Genomic DNA, 16,080 nt, shown 5'->3' on the forward strand with positions numbered 1-16,080 from the left:
CTGCAAGTGGGGTCTACCCCTCTCACAGGCAAATCGTCATTTTCACTCTTTAGACTGCGCCAGCCTCTGAATTGGGTGGCGCTCTTCGACTTTATATAGGGGACTTCGATGTCCGTACGACGCACACGCAAAGACGATGGCAGCCAATGGACAGTTGCGGACAGCCGTAGTGTTTACGGAATTCGCCATTGGGGGGCCGGGTATTTCGCGATCAATGACGCCGGTCGCGTCGAAGTTCGTCCGAACGGCCCCAGCAGTTCACCCATCGATTTGTACGAGCAAGTGGACCAGTTGCGCAAAAGCGGCCTGTCCTTGCCTCTGTTGGTGCGCTTCCCGGACATTCTTCAAGACCGCGTGCGTCAGTTGACCGGTGCCTTCGACGCCAATATCGAGCGCCTGGAATACCAGAGCAAATACACCGCGCTGTACCCGATCAAGGTCAACCAGCAGGAAGCGGTGATTGAAAACATCATCGCCACCCAGGACGTGTCCATCGGCCTGGAAGCCGGCTCCAAGCCGGAACTGCTGGCAGTCCTGGCCCTGGCGCCGAAGGGTGGCACCATCGTCTGCAACGGCTACAAGGACCGCGAGTTCATCCGCCTGGCGCTGATGGGCCAGAAGCTGGGCCACAACGTCTTTATCGTGATCGAGAAAGAGTCCGAAGTCGGCCTGGTGATCGAAGAAGCCGCCAACCTCAAGGTCAAGCCTCAGATCGGGCTGCGAGTGCGTCTGTCGTCGCTGGCGTCGAGCAAGTGGGCGGACACCGGAGGCGAGAAATCCAAGTTCGGCTTGTCGGCCGCGCAGTTGTTGTCGGTGGTTGAGCGTTTCCGCGCCGCCAGCCTGGACCAGGGCGTTCGCCTGCTGCACTTCCATATGGGCTCGCAGATCGCCAACCTGGCGGACTACCAGCACGGGTTCAAGGAAGCCATTCGTTACTACGGCGAACTGCGCAACCTCGGCCTGCCGGTGGACCACATCGACGTCGGCGGCGGCCTGGGTGTCGACTACGACGGTACTCATTCGCGCAACGCCAGCTCGATCAACTACGACATGGACGATTACGCCGGTGTCGTGGTCGGCATGCTCAAAGAATTCTGCGACGCCCAGAACCTGCCGCACCCGAATATTTTCTCCGAGAGCGGCCGTTCCCTGACCGCCCACCACGCCATCCTGGTGGTGCAAGTCACCGACGTCGAGAAACACAACGACGACGTGCCGGCGATCGAGAACAGGGAAAATCTGCCGGAGACCGTGCAATGGCTGGCGGACCTGCTGGGTCCGACCGACATTGAAATGGTCACCGAAACCTACTGGCGCGCCACCCACTACATGAGCGACGTGGCCTCCCAGTACGCCGACGGCAAACTGACCCTGGCAGAAAAAGCCCTGGCCGAGCAGTGCTACTTCGCCGTGTGCCGCCGTCTGCACAATTCGTTGAAGGCTCGTCAGCGCTCCCATCGCCAAGTGTTGGACGAACTCAACGACAAGCTCGCCGACAAGTACATCTGCAACTTCTCGGTGTTCCAGAGCCTGCCGGACACCTGGGCCATCGGCCAGGTGCTGCCGATCCTGCCGTTGCACCGTCTCGACGAAGAGCCGATGCGCCGCGCCGTGCTGCAAGACCTGACCTGCGACTCCGACGGCAAGATCAAGCAATACGTCGACGAGCAGAGCATTGAAACCAGCCTGCCGGTCCATGCTTTGAACGAAGGAGAGGATTACCTGCTGGGGATTTTCCTGGTGGGCGCCTACCAGGAAATTCTTGGTGACATGCACAACCTGTTCGGTGACACCGACTCGGTGAACCTCTACCAGAAGGAGGACGGTTCGGTGTACAGCGCTGGGATCGAAACCCACGACACCATCGAAGACATGCTGCGCTATGTGCACTTGTCGCCGGAAGAGTTGATGACTCACTACCGTGACAAGTGCGCCAGCGCCAAGATCACGGCAGCGGAGCGGACCCAGTTCCTCGATGCATTACGTCTGGGGCTGACGCGGTCTTCGTACCTGTCGTCTTGAGTCGTTAGCGGCTAAACAAAACCCACCGTTGCTGGTGGGTTTTTTTATGTTCGCTCGGCGGACTCAACCTTGGGAGAACCATCGATCCTGGCGGCTCAAGTGCCAGGCGAAGGCGGCCAGGATCACGCTGCGCAGGACCATGAACAACAGGAAGGTCAGCCAGAGTCCGTGATTGCCAAAACCTTGCAGTGCCCAGGCAAACGGTAGCAAAAGGGCGACACTCAGCAGCATGCCGTTGCGCATTTCGCGCGCACGGGTGGCACCGATGAACAGCCCATCCAGCAGATAACTCCACACCGCAAGCAGCGGCAGTACCGCCAGGTACGGTAAGTAGATGAACGCCGTTTCGCGCACGCTGGGAATGTCGGTCTGCATGGCAATAAACAAGTGGCCGGCAACGGCGAAGAGCAGGGCGAAGGCGGCGCTGGCCAGCAGTGACCAACCGCAGGCGACCACCAGCGTGCGGCGCAAGGCCTGACGGTCATGGGCGCCGATGGCATGGCCGCATAGCGCTTCGACGGCGTGGGCCAGTCCGTCCAGTGCATGGGCGGTGAGCAACAGGCCGTTGAGCAGTAGCGCATTAGCCGCCACGGTGGCATCGCCCAAACGAGCACCTTGCACGGTGATCATGAAAAACACCGATTGCAGGGCCAGGCTGCGGATAAAGATGTCGCGGTTGACCGCCAATAAAGGGCGCCAGCTTGCCCAAAGCTTCAAGGCAGCCCAGGCAATATGGCCGGGGTAAGCGCGCAGGGCTTTTTGCGTCAGCGCCAGGCCCAGCAGGGCGCCGGTCCATTCGGCGATCACCGAGGCGCGAGCCGAACCCACCACGCCCCAATCCAGGCCCATGACGAACCACAGGTTCAGGGCGATGTTCACCAGGTTGGTGGTCAACAGGATTGCCAGCGGTGCGCGGGCGTTCTGGGTGCCGAGGAACCAGCCAACCAAGGCATAAGTGGCCAGGGCGGCGGGCAGGCCGAACAAACGAGTGTGGAAAAATTCGCGAGTCAGCTGACTCAACTCAGGCGAAGGTTGCATCCAGTCCAGTACCAGGCCGCTCAATGGAACCCCAATGGTCCCCAGCACCATCGCTAATCCCAGCGCCAGCAGCAAACCCTGCAACAGAATCTGCCGCAACGCCGCACCATCCCCGCGCCCGGCAGCCTGGGCGGCAAACCCGGTGGAACCCATGCGCAGAAAACCCATGGCCCAGGCCAGGAAGGTATACAGGCTGGCGCCGACGGCCACGGCACCGAGTTGATGAGCATGGGGCAGATGGCCGATGACCATGCTGTCCACCAGCGCTACCAGCGGCACTGAGATATTCGACAGAATCATCGGCGCCGCCAGGGCCCAGACGCGGCGATGGGTGGAGCGGTGGCGCCAGTCGGTAAGTAGGGTGGACATGCAGACTCCTTTGGGGAGCAGCATTGTAACTGGGCCTGTGGCATACGCGACTTGATCATTCCCACGCGGAGCATGGGAACGATCAGTGCCCTGCGTCGGTCAATGTGAGCAGCGCCACAGCCGGTTTGGTGCCACTGATATATAGTTCACCCCTCAGACACCCCTGACAACGAGTGCCCCATGCTTAACAAAGGACTGTTCCTGGCTTGCGCGCTGGCCCTGCTGAGCGCCTGCGATTCATCTGATAAACCGGTTGCTCCTCCCGCACCTGCGGCGGCGACAGCACCGAAACAGGTCAAGCCAGCGGTAGACGTGGCGGCGCTCAAGCAGCGCTATGCCGGTCGTGAGTTAAGTGTGGTGGACGTGTCCGAAGTCCAACTGGACGGCGCGAGTACCTTGTCGGTGAGTTTCTCGATCCCGCTGGACCCCGAGCAGAAGTTCGAAGGCAAACTGCATTTGGTGGACAGCAAGGCAGGCAAGGTCGATGGGGCCTGGGAGCTGTCGGACAACCTCATGGAACTGCGCCTGCGCCACCTTGAGCCCCAGCGCAAACTGGTGCTGACCGTGGACGCCGGCCTGCGTGGGGTCAACGACGCCAAGCTCGCCGCCGAGTACGTCAGCCGCCTGGAAACCCGTGACCTGCAAGCCACCGTCGGTTTCGCCAGCCGTGGCACCTTGTTGCCGACCCGCTTGGCCGAAGGCCTGCCGGTGATTGCGCTGAACGTCGACAAGATCGACGTCGAATTCTTCCGCATCAAGCCCGAATCCCTGCCGGCGTTCCTCGCCCAGTGGGGCCGCAACACCAGCCTGCAAAGTTATGAGTCCCGCGAACTGCTGCCCATGGCCGACCTGGTGTATGGCGGCCGCTTTGACCTCAATCCAGCGCGCAATACCCGTGAAACCCTGTTGCTGCCGATTGCCGGCCTCAAGCAATTGCAAGAGCCTGGCGTCTACCTCGCGGTCATGCGCGCCTCGGGCACCTACAACTATTCTCAACCGGCCACGCTGTTCACCTTGAGTGATATCGGCCTGTCGGTGCACCGCTACCAGAATCGCCTGGACGTCTTCACCCAGGCCCTGGAAGGCGGCAAGGCTCTGGACGGTGTCGAGCTGGAAATCCTCGATGCCGAAGGCCGCGTGCTCGGCCAGGGTAAAACCGAGAAGGGCGGCCATGCCCAGTTGCCGTTGCCGAAAAAGGCCCAGGTGCTGCTGGCCAAGCAGGGCGAGCAAACCAGCCTGCTGCGTCTGGACAGTGCTGCTCTGGACCTGGCGGAGTTCGACATCGGCGGCCAGCCGGCACACCCGCTGCAATTTTTTGTATTTGGCCCCCGTGACCTGTATCGCCCCGGCGAAACCGTGCTGCTCAACGCCTTGCTACGGGACAAGGACGGTCAGGCCGTCAAGCCGCAGCCGGTGAGCGTGGAAGTACGTCGCCCCGATGAGCAGGTCAGCCGCAAGTTTGTCTGGGACGCTGACGCTTCTGGTCTGTATCAATACCAACTGCAACTGGCCGGTGAAGCGCCGACCGGGCGCTGGCAGTTGGTGTTCGACCTGGGTGACGGCAAGCCGCAACTCTATGAATTCCTCGTCGAAGACTTCCTGCCCGAACGCCTGGCCCTGGAACTCAAGGGTAGCGACACACCGCTGAGCCCTGCTGACAACGCCACCATTCACGTCAATGGCCGCTACCTGTATGGCGCGCCAGCGTCCGGCAATCGGGTCAGTGGGCAAGTCTATGTGCGACCGCTGCGCGAGGCGGTCAAGTCGCTGCCGGGTTATCAGTTTGGTTCGGTGACTGAAGAAGAACTGAGCCAGGATTTCGAACTGGACGAAAGCGTACTCGACGCCAAGGGCGAAGAACTGCTGACCTTGGAAAGCAAATGGCGCGATGCCAAGTCGCCGCTGCAACTAATCGTCCAGGCCAGCCTGCAAGAGTCCGGCGGTCGCCCGATCACTCGCCGGTTGGTGCAACCGATATGGCCGGCCGAGCAACTGCCGGGCTTGCGCGGCTTGTTCGACGGCACCGAGACCAATGGCGATGGCCCTGCGGAATTCGAAGTGCTGGTGGCCAACCAGGAAGGCCAGAAACTTGCCGCCGAGAACCTCAAGGTGCGACTGGTGCGCGAGCGTCGCGACTATTACTGGAACTACTCGGACAACGACGGCTGGAGCTATCACTACAACGAGAAATTCCTCAACCTCGACGAACAGACCGTCAACATCAAGGCCGGCGACACCGCCAAGGTCAGCTTCCAGGTGGAGTGGGGCCCGTACCGTGTCGAGGTCGAAGACCCGCAGACCGGGCTGATCAGCAGCGTGCGTTTCTGGGCTGGCTACCAGGCCCAGGACAACACCGAAGGCGGCGCCGTGCGTCCGGATCAGGTCAAGCTGGCGCTGGATAAACCGGCCTATGGCGACGGCGACACCGCCAACGTTACGGTCACGCCACCGGCTGCGGGCAAAGGTTACTTGCTGGTGGAATCCAGCGAAGGCCCGTTGTGGTGGCAGGAAATCGATGTGCCGGCCGAAGGCAAAAGCTTTGCGGTGAAGCTCGATCCGAAATGGTCACGTCATGATCTGTACGTCAGCGCCCTGGTGATTCGCCCTGGCGAGCGCAAGGCCAATATCACGCCAAAACGTGCAGTGGGCTTGCTCCATCTGCCGCTTGATCGCACCCAGCGCAAGCTTGGCCTGACGCTCACAGCACCGGAAAAAATGCGTCCCAAGCAGCCACTGACGGTGAAGATTACGGCTAAAAATGCCGACGGCAGCGTGCCGAAACAAGTCCATGTGCTGCTGGCAGCGGTGGACGTGGGCATTCTCAATATCACTGAGTACCCGACCCCGGACCCGTACTCCAGCCTGTTTGGCCGCAAGGCTTACGGCGTGGACCAGTTCGACATCTATGGCCAACTGATCGAAGCCGGGCAGGGCCGTCTGGCCAGCCTGGCGTTCGGCGGCGATGCGGCGCTGGCCAAAGGCGGCAAGCGCCCGGACACCAGTGTGACCATCGTCGCGTTGCAGAGCGCGCCGGTCACGTTGAACGAGAAAGGCGAGGGCGAAGTCAGCGTCAATATCCCCGACTTCAACGGTGAACTGCGCCTGATGGCCCAAGCCTGGAGTGACGATCGCTACGGTATGGCCGAAGGCAAGACGGTGATTGCCGCGCCACTGATTGCCGAGCTGTCGGCGCCGCGCTTCCTGGCTGGCGGTGACCAGACACGCCTGGCCCTGGACTTGTCCAACCTGTCGGGCAAGTCGCAGAAGCTGGATGTGCAATTGACTGCCGAAGGGCAGTTGGCCCTGCTCGGCGAGCCATCCCATAGCGTGCAACTGACTCAAGGCCAGCGCACCACCTTGCAGATTCCCGTGCGGGCGTTGGGTGGGTTTGGCCAGGGCAAGGTCAAGGTCACCGTCAATGGCCTCGACTTGCCGGGTGAGAACCTGCCGCCGTTTACCCGCGAATGGACCCTGGGCGTGCGTCCGGCTTATCCGGCGCTGCTCAAGCAATACCGCGCGGTGCTCAAGGATGAAACCTGGAGCTTGCCAGACGCCGAACTGGCGCTGTTCGAACCGGCCGGACGCGAAGCGTTACTGAGCCTGTCGAGCCGTCCGCCGTTGAACCTCGGTGAACAGATTCGAGCGCTCAAGGCTTACCCCTATGGTTGCCTGGAGCAAACCGCCAGCGGTCTGTACCCGTCGTTGTATGCCGATGCGGCGGTGCTCACGCGCCTGGGCCTCAAGGGTGAGCCGGATGCCGAGCGCAAGCGCAAGATCGAGATAGGCATTGAGCGCCTGCTGGGCATGCAGCGCTACAACGGCAGCTTTGGTCTGTGGGGCGCCGATGGTGAGGAAGAGTACTGGCTGACGGCTTATGTCACCGACTTCCTGCTGCGGGCTCGCGAGCAAGGTTTTGCCGTGCCGCCTGAAGCACTGAAAAAGGCCAGCGAGCGACTGCTGCGTTATGTTCAGGAACGCAACCTGATCGAAGTCGACTACAGCGACAACGCCGACCACACCCGCTTTGCAGTGCAGGCCTACGCAGGCATGGTCCTGGCCCGCAGTCAGCAGGCGCCGCTGGGAGCGTTGCGCAGTTTGTTCGAACGGCGTACCGACGCCCGTTCTGGTTTGCCGTTGGTGCAACTGTCCATCGCCTTGCAAAAAATGGGCGATCAGCCCCGTGCCGATCAAGCCTTGGTGGCTGGGCTGGCGGCTACCCGTAAAGGTAATGAGTGGCTGGCCGACTACGGCAGCCCGCTTCGGGACCAGGCGATGATTCTGGCGTTGCTGGAAGAGAACGACTTGGCCAAGGGCAAGCGCGAGGAGCGGCTGTTCGACCTGTCGGACCAGATGGCCGCCAATCAGTGGCTGTCGACCCAGGAGCGTAATTCGCTGTTCCTCGCTGGTCGTGGCCTGCTGGGCAAGCCGGAATCCAACTGGACCGCCCAGTTCACCAGCGGCGGCGAAACCCGCGAGCTGAACAACGGGCAATCGGGCTTGAAGCTGGAAGGTGCGTTGCTGGCCTCGCCGCTGACCTTACGTAACGAGGGCAGCGAGCCGGTCTACCAGCAACTGAGCATTTCCGGTTATCCACTGCAGCCACCGGCCGCTGGTGGTGAGAACCTGAGTATTCGTCGTGAATACCTGGGGATGAATGGCCAGCCGCTGAACCTGCGCAATCTCAACAGTGGTGATCTGGTGCTGGTGCACCTGGCAGTCAGTGCCAATAAGCAGCGGGTGCCGGATGCCCTGGTGGTGGACTTGTTGCCAGCCGGCCTGGAGCTGGAAAACCAGAACCTGGCACAAAGTGCCGCCAGCCTGGAAAACGCCAGCAGCCAGGTCAAGGAATGGCGCGAGTCGATGCAGAACGCGTCCCTCAAGCATCAGGAGTTCCGCGATGACCGCTACGTGGCGGCGCTGAATCTGGACGGCTACGGCACCACACACCTGCTGTACCTGGCCCGTGCGGTGACGCCCGGCACCTATCGTGTGCCGCCGCCGCAAGTGGAGTCGATGTATCGGCCGAACTGGCAGGCAGTGGGGGAAACCCCGGCGGACATGGTGATCAAGGGGCGTTGATATACACCTCCTGTAGGCGCGAGCAAGCTCGCTCCACAGGAGGTTGGGTCGTTAGTGAACCACCCAACTCAACAGCCACAACCCAAGCATCAGCCAGATAATGCCCATGATGATCGAGGCCCGCATAAAGGCGCGAACCGCCGAGTACAACAGCATCAGGCCGATGATCAGGGTGATGATGCTGATGATCGAGGTGTCCATGCCCAGGGTGCGGGACAGGCCTTCGATAAAGTTGCCGCCGGCATGAGTCAACGCATTGAACAACCCACTGAGCCCATCGACGATAAACCGGATGACGGAACCGAGCGCCTGGCCCAGCCATTCGAAAAAGCTTTCTACCTGCATGTGTGTGTCCTGATAAAAAGGTGGGCGTATCTGCCGGACCTGAGCCTTTGGTCGTTAATTCCACGGGCTAGTTCCCTTGAAGCATAGAGGTTTGCAGGTTTGAGTTTGCGATTAGTTGCGCGTTGGACGCTGGGCAGTGTGGTGCTGGTGGTTGCCTTGTTATGGCTCGCCGACCGTCTCTGGCCGTTGCCGCTGCCCAAGGACGACCTGGCCCGCGTGGTGCTGGCTGAAGACGGTACGCCGCTGTGGCGCTTTGCCGATGCCAACGGCGTGTGGCGCTACCCGGTGGAAAACGGCGAAGTCTCGCCGTACTACCTTGACGCCCTGCTGACCTACGAAGACCGCTGGTTTTATCAGCATCCCGGCGTTAACCCGCTCGCGTTGGTACGCGCCACCTGGCAGAACCTCACCGGTGCGCGGGTGGTGTCCGGCGGCAGCACCTTGTCGATGCAAGTGGCGCGCTTGCTCGATCCCCACTCGCGGACTTTGCACGGCAAGCTGCGGCAACTGTGGCGCACGGCCCAGCTGGAATGGCACCTGTCCAAGGAGCAGATCCTCAACCTCTACCTCAATCGCGCGCCCTTCGGCGGCACCTTGCAGGGTGTGGCTGCTGCCAGTTGGGCTTATCTGGGCAAGTCGCCGCAGCAACTGACCCACGCTGAAGCCGCCTTGCTCGCGGTGTTGCCCCAGGCACCGAGCCGTTTACGCCCGGATCGTCATCCGTTGCGTGCCCAGCAAGCGCGGGACAAGGTGTTACGCCGGCTGGCTGAGTTTCAGGTGTGGCCGCAATCTGCCGTCGACGAAGCTCTTGAAGAACCGTTGTTGCTGGCGCCACGCCTGGAGCCGAGCCTCGCGCCGTTGCTGGCCCGCCGGCTAAACCGTCCCGACAGCCCACCGCTGATTCGCACCACCCTGGATGCCACCCTGCAACGTCGCCTCGAAGACCTGCTGCTGGGCTGGCGTGCGCGCCTGCCAGAGCACACCTCGGCGGCGATTCTGGTGGTGGAAGAGGAAACCATGGTGGTGCGCGCCTATCTGGGTTCAGTGGACATCAACGACGCCCGGCGCTTTGGCCATGTCGACATGATCAGCGCCATGCGCTCGCCGGGGTCGACGCTCAAACCCTTCCTTTATGGCATGGCGCTGGACGCCGGGTTGATTCATTCCGAGTCCTTGTTGCAGGACGTGCCACGGCGTTACGGTGATTACCGGCCGGGCAACTTTTCCATGGGATTCAGCGGTGCGGTACCGGCCAGTACAGCGTTGTCCAGCTCCTTGAACCTGCCGGCGGTGCAATTGCTGGAAGCCTATGGACCGAAGTGCTTTGCCGCGCAAATGCGCATCGGCGGCATGCCCCTGGCGCTGCCGGCCCTGGCCGAACCAAATCTGGCGCTGATCCTTGGCGGCGCCGGCAGCCGTCTGGAAGATCTGGTCAGCGGCTACAGCGCCTTCGCCCGCGACGGCAAGAGCGCCAACATTCGTTTGCAGCCGGACGATGCGCTAAGAGAGCGGCCATTACTGTCGCCAGGGTCCGCCTGGATTGTGCGGCGCATCCTCAGCGGCCAGGCGCGGCCGGACCGTGACCCTCGGGCCGAGCTGGTGCAGCGGCCGGTGCTGGCCTGGAAAACCGGCACCAGTTATGGCTTTCGCGATGCCTGGGCTATTGGTGTCGGGCCGCGTTACTTGATCGGTGTGTGGATCGGCCGCCCGGACGGCACGCCGGTGCCGGGCCAGTTCGGCCTGGCCTCGGCGGCGCCCTTGATGCTGCAAGTGCATGATGTATTGACCAACCGCGACAGCCAGCGTGGCATCAGTGCGCCCGTTAAACCGGTGCCGATGAACGTCGGCGTCGCGGCGATCTGCTGGCCGTTGGGTCAACCGATGAGCCGTAGCGATCCTAACTGCCGCCGCCAACGCTTCGCCTGGACGCTGGACAAGACCACGCCGCCGACCTTGCAGGCATTGGATCAGCCGTTGGGTGTCGGGTTGATGGAGACAATCTGGGTCAATGCCAGGGGCCTGCGGGTAGCCGCTAATTGTCCCGGGGCGGTATCTCGGGACGTTGCGCTGTGGCCGGCACCGCTGGAGCCGTGGCTGCCCAGGGTCGAGCGACGGGACGCGCGCATTCCCGCAGATGATCCCGATTGCCCGCCACCCGCGCTGGCGGCGTCGTCGCCGTTGTCCATCGTTGGCGTACGCGAGGGCGATCAACTGCGTCTTCCGGCCGCCAGCCTGCAACGCCTAAGCCTGAAAATCTCCGCCCTGGGCGGCAGCGGCCGGCGCTGGTGGTTTCTCAACGGCGCACCGCTGGGAGACAGCGCCAACCAGGACAGCATCAACGCCAGCTTCGAACGACTGGGCCGCTACCAACTCAGCGTGCTCGATGAAGCGGGGCAGACGGCCCGAGTCGAATTCAGCGTCGTTGACTAACCCACAGGTGCTTGCCTTCCCCGATCATCCGCCCGAAGCTATACACCTTCAGGAGCCCCCCATGAACCTCGAACACCTCACCGAACGCCTGCACCGCATCCGCGATAACAACGACTGGAAGCCATTCCACAGTCCGAAAAACCTGGCCATGGCCGCCAGCGTGGAAATGTCCGAACTGGTGGAGATTTTCCAGTGGCTGAGCGAAGACCAATCGCGCCAGCTACCCGCAGACAAACTCGCCCATGCCGGCCAGGAAGTCGGTGACATCGTGCTGTATCTACTGCTGCTGTGCAGTGAGCTGGGGCTGGACATGGATCAAGTGGTACGCGCCAAGCTGGCGGACAGCGAGCGGCGGTTTGCCCATGAGTGATCGCCATTTCGACCAGCTTGCCACCCGTTTTGCCGAAAAAATCTACGGTGGCGCCAAGGGTGCTATTCGCCTGGCGGTGTTGCAGGCCGACTTGATAGAAACCCTGCCGGACCGCCCGCTGCGGGTGCTGGATATCGGCGCGGGCCTTGGTCATATGTCGCTGTGGCTGGCCGAGCGCGGTCATCAGGTGACCCTGGCCGAGCCCGCCGCGCCGATGCTCGACGGCGCCCGCCAGCGCTTTGCCGAAGCCGGTCAGAGGGCCACCTTTATCCAGGCGCCCTGGCAGGACCTGCTGGGCCAACTCACCGAACCTTATGACCTGGTGTTGTGCCACGCCGTGCTGGAGTGGCTGGCCGAGCCCCATGGGATCCTGCCGGTGCTGCACCAACTGACGGCACCCGGTGGCTGGTTGTCTCTGGCCTTCTACAACCGCGACGCGCTGATTTACCGCAACCTGCTCAAAGGCCACTTCCGCAAAATGCGCAAGAACGACATGGCCGGCGAAAAGCAGAGCCTGACGCCGCAGCAACCCCTTGATCCACGGGAGTTGGCGGCGCAACTAGATGGCCTGTGGCAGGTCGAAAGTCAGAGTGGCGTGCGGGTGTTCCACGACTATATGCCGGTGGAATTCCAGGCCCGCGTTAATTTGCAGGATTTAGTCGAGATGGAGCTCGCTCACCGTCGACACCCAAGCTTTGCCGGACTTGGGCGTTATTTGCACTGGATCTGCCGTCCGGTTTAAGCGGCCCAGTCTGCGGAGGTTGAAATGAAGCGCCGTGTCGGATTTATCCTGCTCTGCCTGGGGCTTGGCGCCTGCCAGAGCAACAACCCTTATGTAGCTGCCTCCAACCCCATTCCTGCGGCGCCTGCCCAGGCAGCCAATACCTTTGATGCCAGCGCCTACCCGGCGCCAGTGCGCGACTATGGCGCCTACCGCAACTGGGCCTGGCGCAACGGCCAGTTGCCGGCGGGCTCGGCTTGGGCCGACTCGGCGCAGATTGCCGAAGCGGTCAGTGGCGCCCTGGATCAACGCGGCTTGCGCCCGATGCATGACAACCGCGTGCCCGACCTGTTGGTCAGCGCTGATGTGCACCAGGAAAAACGCCTGCGTCAGGTCCAGGACGACTATGGTTATGGCTACGGCGGCTACAACCGCTATGGCAACGGTTACGGCATGTACAACTCGGTGCCGATGGTGCGCACCTATGAAGTGCAGGTCGTGGTGGTGCGGGTCAATTTGTTTGATGCCCGCAGCGGCCAGCCAGTCTGGAGCGCCAGCGCTGAAACCAGCAGCCAGGGAAGTCTGAGTGAACGCGGTGATGCCTTGCGCCAGGCTGTGCAAAAGGCAATGACGGCGTATCCTCCAAGTTAACAACTATTCTCATCTCAGGCTCAGATAGCGCCTCAGATAGCCCTCAAATAGCCTCTTGGAGAACAATCATGTTGCGTCGTATCGCTTTGCTTGCTTTTGCCGTGCTGCTGGGCGGCTGCCAGACGAATCAGGTCAACCACGACTTTGATGCCAGCCGCGATTTTGGTGCCTACCGCAGTTGGAGCTGGAAAGACCCCGCGTTGCAGTACCGTCCCGATGATCCGCGGATCAAGAGCGACCTCACCGAACAGCGCATCCGCCAGGCAGTAGGCGAGCAACTGGAACAGCGTGGCTTGCGTCCTGCCGCAGCGGGCACCAAGGCTGACCTGAACGTGCAGACTTACCTGATCGTCGAGGATCGCCAGCAACAAGTCACCACCAACTACGGTGGCGCCTGGGGCGGGCCGTGGAACGGATACTGGGGCGCGCCGATGTACAACGAAACCCGCAACATCACCTACAAGGTTGCGACCATTCAGATCGACCTGCTGGACGGCAAGGACGGCAAGCTGGTGTGGCGCGGCAGCGATGAGCAAATGATGAGCAGCACGCCTAATCCACAGGACCGTAGTGCGGCTGTTCGGGCGACGGTGGCCAAGGTTCTTTCCAACTATCCACCGCGTTGATTACCTGAAGCGGTCCTGAAAATACCGCAAATTTCAGTTCACACCACTCCAGGAGTCGGTAAAAGTGGCGACATGCCAGCGTACTCCCCAACCCTTGTCTACACTGCTGTTCAACACAGGAGAGTAAGCGCTCGGCAGTTCGCCGGCAAAGGAGTGCTCGATGTCTCCCCGACTTCGTTCTGGCCGCCTGGCCGGTTATTCCGGGCAACGTGGTGCGATTGGCCTGATCGCCGTTTGCGTAATGGCGTTGGCCTTGGTGTGCACGTTGCTTGTGGTCGATAGCGGACGCTTGTACCTGGAAAAGCGCAAGTTGCAGTCGATTGCCGATACCGCCGCCCTGGAAGCAGCCGGTCGCGGCGGACAATGCGCGCCCAGTACCACGGCCACCGATTACGCCAAGCAAAACGCCACGCGCAATGGCTTCACCGTAATTGCCAACGACAACAGCCGCGGGCTTGCCGTGACGTGTGGCACCTTGGTGACCAACGCCAGCAATATCCGCGTCTTTAACGCCGACGCCAGTAAAAACGATGCAATTCGTGTGGTGGCGTCGCACACGGTGACCAACAGCATCGCCAATGGCGTGTGGAACCTCTTCAGCGGTACGCCTCAAACCACTACGACGTTGTCGGCGACGGCGGTGGGGGCACTGGCGCCACCCGTAGCGCAACTGACTATTCGAAGCACGTTGGGTACGATCAACTCCGCCAAGTCAGAGATTTTGAATAAGACAATCGGCGGTTTACTTGGGGGTAGCCTTGCTCTCACTGCTGTCGGCTGGGAGGGGTTGGCCAATACCGATGTCAATCTGCTCAGTTATCTGGATCAGTTGGCCATTCAATTACATGTAACAGCAGGGGACTATCAGGCGTTGTTGAACGCCGCCGTATCCCCGACTCAATTGATCAATGCTGCGGTCAAGGTCTTGCAAGTAAACGGTACGGTGGCAGCGGCCATCATTAACAATGCAGTTTCGATTGAGGCAATTGCCCCGAATACACAACTGTTGAAAGTTGGGGACTTATTGAAGGTCGCGACCGGAACACCGGCCGCTGCCCTGAACACCAACGTGAAGTTGTTCGAATTGATTCAGGGTGTGGCCCAGCTCTCGAGTAGCAAGAGTGCTGTGAGTGCCGCGTTCCAATTGAATATTCCATTGGTGGGCAATGCTTCGATAACAACGAAAGTCATCGAGCCGCCGCAGCTTTCGGCTATCGGAAACCCAGCCTTGGCAAAGGCAGGCCTGCTGACGGGGACTAATCAGATTTTCGTGCGTACTGCACAAGTCAGGACCTTGATATCTCTCGAAATTCCCGTACTAAAGGGCGTTTCTTCGATCGCGTCGGCGGTTGTCGGCTTGACCACGCCGGTGACCGGAGTGGTAAACAGTCTGTTGCACCTGAATCTGGCAGGGGTGCTGAATGCTGTTCTATGTCTGATTTCCTGTGAATATACCGATGTCGATATCGCCTCCAAACTGGACATCTACATAGAAGCTGCCAGCGGAGAAAGCCATGTCACTGATTTCAGTTGTGCGAATCCAGCGACAAAGTCTTTAACGGTCCTAGCCAGCAGTTCTCTTGCCACGCTGGCCATCGGTAATATTGATCCTACTAAAGCTTTCTCCTCGTTAGTGCCGGTAGACGTCCAGCCGATACGGCTGATCGATATTGGTACGAGGCATTGTGTGGCGATAGTGGTGTGCAGTGCTAAACGCACACCAAATGTGGGTGGTGGTTTTCTATTGAAAGCGCAATCCACCGTGGGGCAGCGAACTGAAAGTTTGTTCTACTCACCGGTAGCTGAAATGAATTTGCTACCGACCTATAAAAGCATTTCCAGTGTCAACATCATCAATAGCCTTGGCGCGACGTTGAGCGGCCTTCAAGTGACTTATGCACCTCCTACAGGCACCGTATCAAGTGGCGCGCTTGCGTCAGTCGCGGGATTACTCACGACGGTTACCAATATCCTTGTGGAAGCGATTCAGGGCCTTCTGGCACCGCTACTGGATCCACTCGTCAATACCCTGCTGAGCGCTCTGGGTATCAGCCTGGGAAATGCCGAAATTGGCGCCAACCTAAGTTGCCATATGGGACAGGCTTACCTGGTGATCTAACCCCCCACCACCGGTAACTCCACACAAAACCTCGCCCCATGCTCACTGTTGGCAACGCTCAGCCGTCCGCCCATGTTTTCCACAATCCCATAGCTCACCGACAACCCCAATCCGGTGCCCACGCCAATCGGCTTGGTGGTAAAAAACGGCTCGAAAATCCGTTCGAGCAACCGTGGGTCAATCGTAAGCGATCCACCGTGCCCACATTCAAATCCGTCAGTTGAAGCCTGAAGCTGTGCTCCCGATCTCTTTCAGGAGCCTGCAACCATGATGCGTCCCGACGCCAAAGTTGAAAAAGTGTACCTCTACC

At 60.9% G+C, this 16,080-nt stretch carries 10 protein-coding genes and 1 pseudogene; 8 read left to right on the plus strand and 3 right to left on the minus strand.

The genetic code is table 11. The annotated features are described in order from the left end of the window. Positions 1-108: 108 nt before the first annotated feature. Positions 109-2,022 carry an arginine decarboxylase gene (gene speA, locus FQ182_RS06280; RefSeq protein WP_149411074.1) on the plus strand — a complete coding sequence of 638 codons (1,914 nt, stop codon included), beginning with the start codon at positions 109-111 and terminating at the stop codon, positions 2,020-2,022. A 63-nt stretch (positions 2,023-2,085) separates the two neighbouring features. Here the strand turns inward: speA and FQ182_RS06285 are convergent, their stop codons facing one another. After that, a complete protein-coding gene (locus FQ182_RS06285; RefSeq protein WP_149411073.1) occupies positions 2,086-3,429 on the minus strand; it encodes an MATE family efflux transporter in 1,344 nt (447 codons plus the stop codon). A gap of 180 nt (positions 3,430-3,609) precedes the next feature. Between FQ182_RS06285 and FQ182_RS06290 the strand changes: the two genes are divergently transcribed. Beyond that, positions 3,610-8,508 carry an alpha-2-macroglobulin gene (locus tag FQ182_RS06290; protein ID WP_149411072.1) on the plus strand — a complete coding sequence of 1,633 codons (4,899 nt, stop codon included), beginning with the start codon at positions 3,610-3,612 and terminating at the stop codon, positions 8,506-8,508. A gap of 51 nt (positions 8,509-8,559) precedes the next feature. Here FQ182_RS06290 and FQ182_RS06295 read toward each other — a convergent pair whose 3' ends face one another. Further along, the gene (locus FQ182_RS06295; RefSeq protein ID WP_133101518.1) at positions 8,560-8,853 is read right to left on the minus strand and encodes a hypothetical protein; all 294 of its coding nucleotides are present in this window, start codon (positions 8,851-8,853) and stop codon (positions 8,560-8,562) included. 99 nt (positions 8,854-8,952) lie between these two features. On the opposite strand from FQ182_RS06295, the gene pbpC reads away from it, so the two are divergent. The 6 genes from pbpC (at position 8,953) to FQ182_RS06325 (ending at position 15,770) form a co-directional block, all read left to right on the plus strand. Then, complete coding sequence (gene pbpC, locus FQ182_RS06300) at positions 8,953-11,283, plus strand: peptidoglycan glycosyltransferase PbpC (protein WP_149411071.1); 2,331 nt, start codon at positions 8,953-8,955, stop codon at positions 11,281-11,283. 61 nt (positions 11,284-11,344) lie between these two features. After that, positions 11,345-11,653 carry a MazG-like family protein gene (locus FQ182_RS06305; RefSeq protein ID WP_149411070.1) on the plus strand — a complete coding sequence of 103 codons (309 nt, stop codon included), beginning with the start codon at positions 11,345-11,347 and terminating at the stop codon, positions 11,651-11,653. Continuing rightward, positions 11,646-12,395 (plus strand): methyltransferase, encoded by a 750-nt coding sequence (locus tag FQ182_RS06310; RefSeq protein ID WP_149411069.1) that lies wholly within the window; start codon positions 11,646-11,648, stop codon positions 12,393-12,395. The genes FQ182_RS06305 and FQ182_RS06310 overlap by 8 nt, the downstream gene beginning before the upstream one ends. A 24-nt stretch (positions 12,396-12,419) precedes the next feature. Then, entirely contained in the window at positions 12,420-13,025 is a 606-nt protein-coding gene (locus FQ182_RS06315; protein WP_149411068.1) for a DUF4136 domain-containing protein, read from the plus strand. 68 nt (positions 13,026-13,093) lie between these two features. Then, entirely contained in the window at positions 13,094-13,651 is a 558-nt protein-coding gene (locus FQ182_RS06320) for a DUF4136 domain-containing protein (RefSeq protein WP_149411067.1), read from the plus strand. A 160-nt stretch (positions 13,652-13,811) separates the two neighbouring features. After that, positions 13,812-15,770 (plus strand): pilus assembly protein TadG-related protein, encoded by a 1,959-nt coding sequence (locus tag FQ182_RS06325; RefSeq protein ID WP_149411066.1) that lies wholly within the window; start codon positions 13,812-13,814, stop codon positions 15,768-15,770. Here FQ182_RS06325 and FQ182_RS06330 read toward each other — a convergent pair. After that, positions 15,767-15,934 (minus strand): annotated as a pseudogene (locus FQ182_RS06330) (ATP-binding protein); the annotation flags it as partial. The gene FQ182_RS06325 and the pseudogene FQ182_RS06330 sit on opposite strands and share 4 nt — an antisense overlap. Positions 15,935-16,080 lie beyond the last annotated feature (146 nt).

Source organism: Pseudomonas sp. ANT_H4 (assembly GCF_008369295.1).
GTDB lineage: Bacteria > Pseudomonadota > Gammaproteobacteria > Pseudomonadales > Pseudomonadaceae > Aquipseudomonas.

What these genes read in the sequence shown, in the direction of transcription:
- speA (WP_149411074.1), top strand. Translation starts at nt 109, where the DNA reads ATGTCCGTACGACGCACACGCAAAGACGATGGCAGCCAATGGACAGTT.
- FQ182_RS06285 (WP_149411073.1), bottom strand. Translation starts at nt 3,429, where the DNA reads ATGTCCACCCTACTTACCGACTGGCGCCACCGCTCCACCCATCGCCGC.
- FQ182_RS06290 (WP_149411072.1), top strand. Translation starts at nt 3,610, where the DNA reads ATGCTTAACAAAGGACTGTTCCTGGCTTGCGCGCTGGCCCTGCTGAGC.
- FQ182_RS06295 (WP_133101518.1), bottom strand. Translation starts at nt 8,853, where the DNA reads ATGCAGGTAGAAAGCTTTTTCGAATGGCTGGGCCAGGCGCTCGGTTCC.
- FQ182_RS06305 (WP_149411070.1), top strand. Translation starts at nt 11,345, where the DNA reads ATGAACCTCGAACACCTCACCGAACGCCTGCACCGCATCCGCGATAAC.
- FQ182_RS06310 (WP_149411069.1), top strand. Translation starts at nt 11,646, where the DNA reads ATGAGTGATCGCCATTTCGACCAGCTTGCCACCCGTTTTGCCGAAAAA.
- FQ182_RS06315 (WP_149411068.1), top strand. Translation starts at nt 12,420, where the DNA reads ATGAAGCGCCGTGTCGGATTTATCCTGCTCTGCCTGGGGCTTGGCGCC.
- FQ182_RS06320 (WP_149411067.1), top strand. Translation starts at nt 13,094, where the DNA reads ATGTTGCGTCGTATCGCTTTGCTTGCTTTTGCCGTGCTGCTGGGCGGC.
- FQ182_RS06325 (WP_149411066.1), top strand. Translation starts at nt 13,812, where the DNA reads ATGTCTCCCCGACTTCGTTCTGGCCGCCTGGCCGGTTATTCCGGGCAA.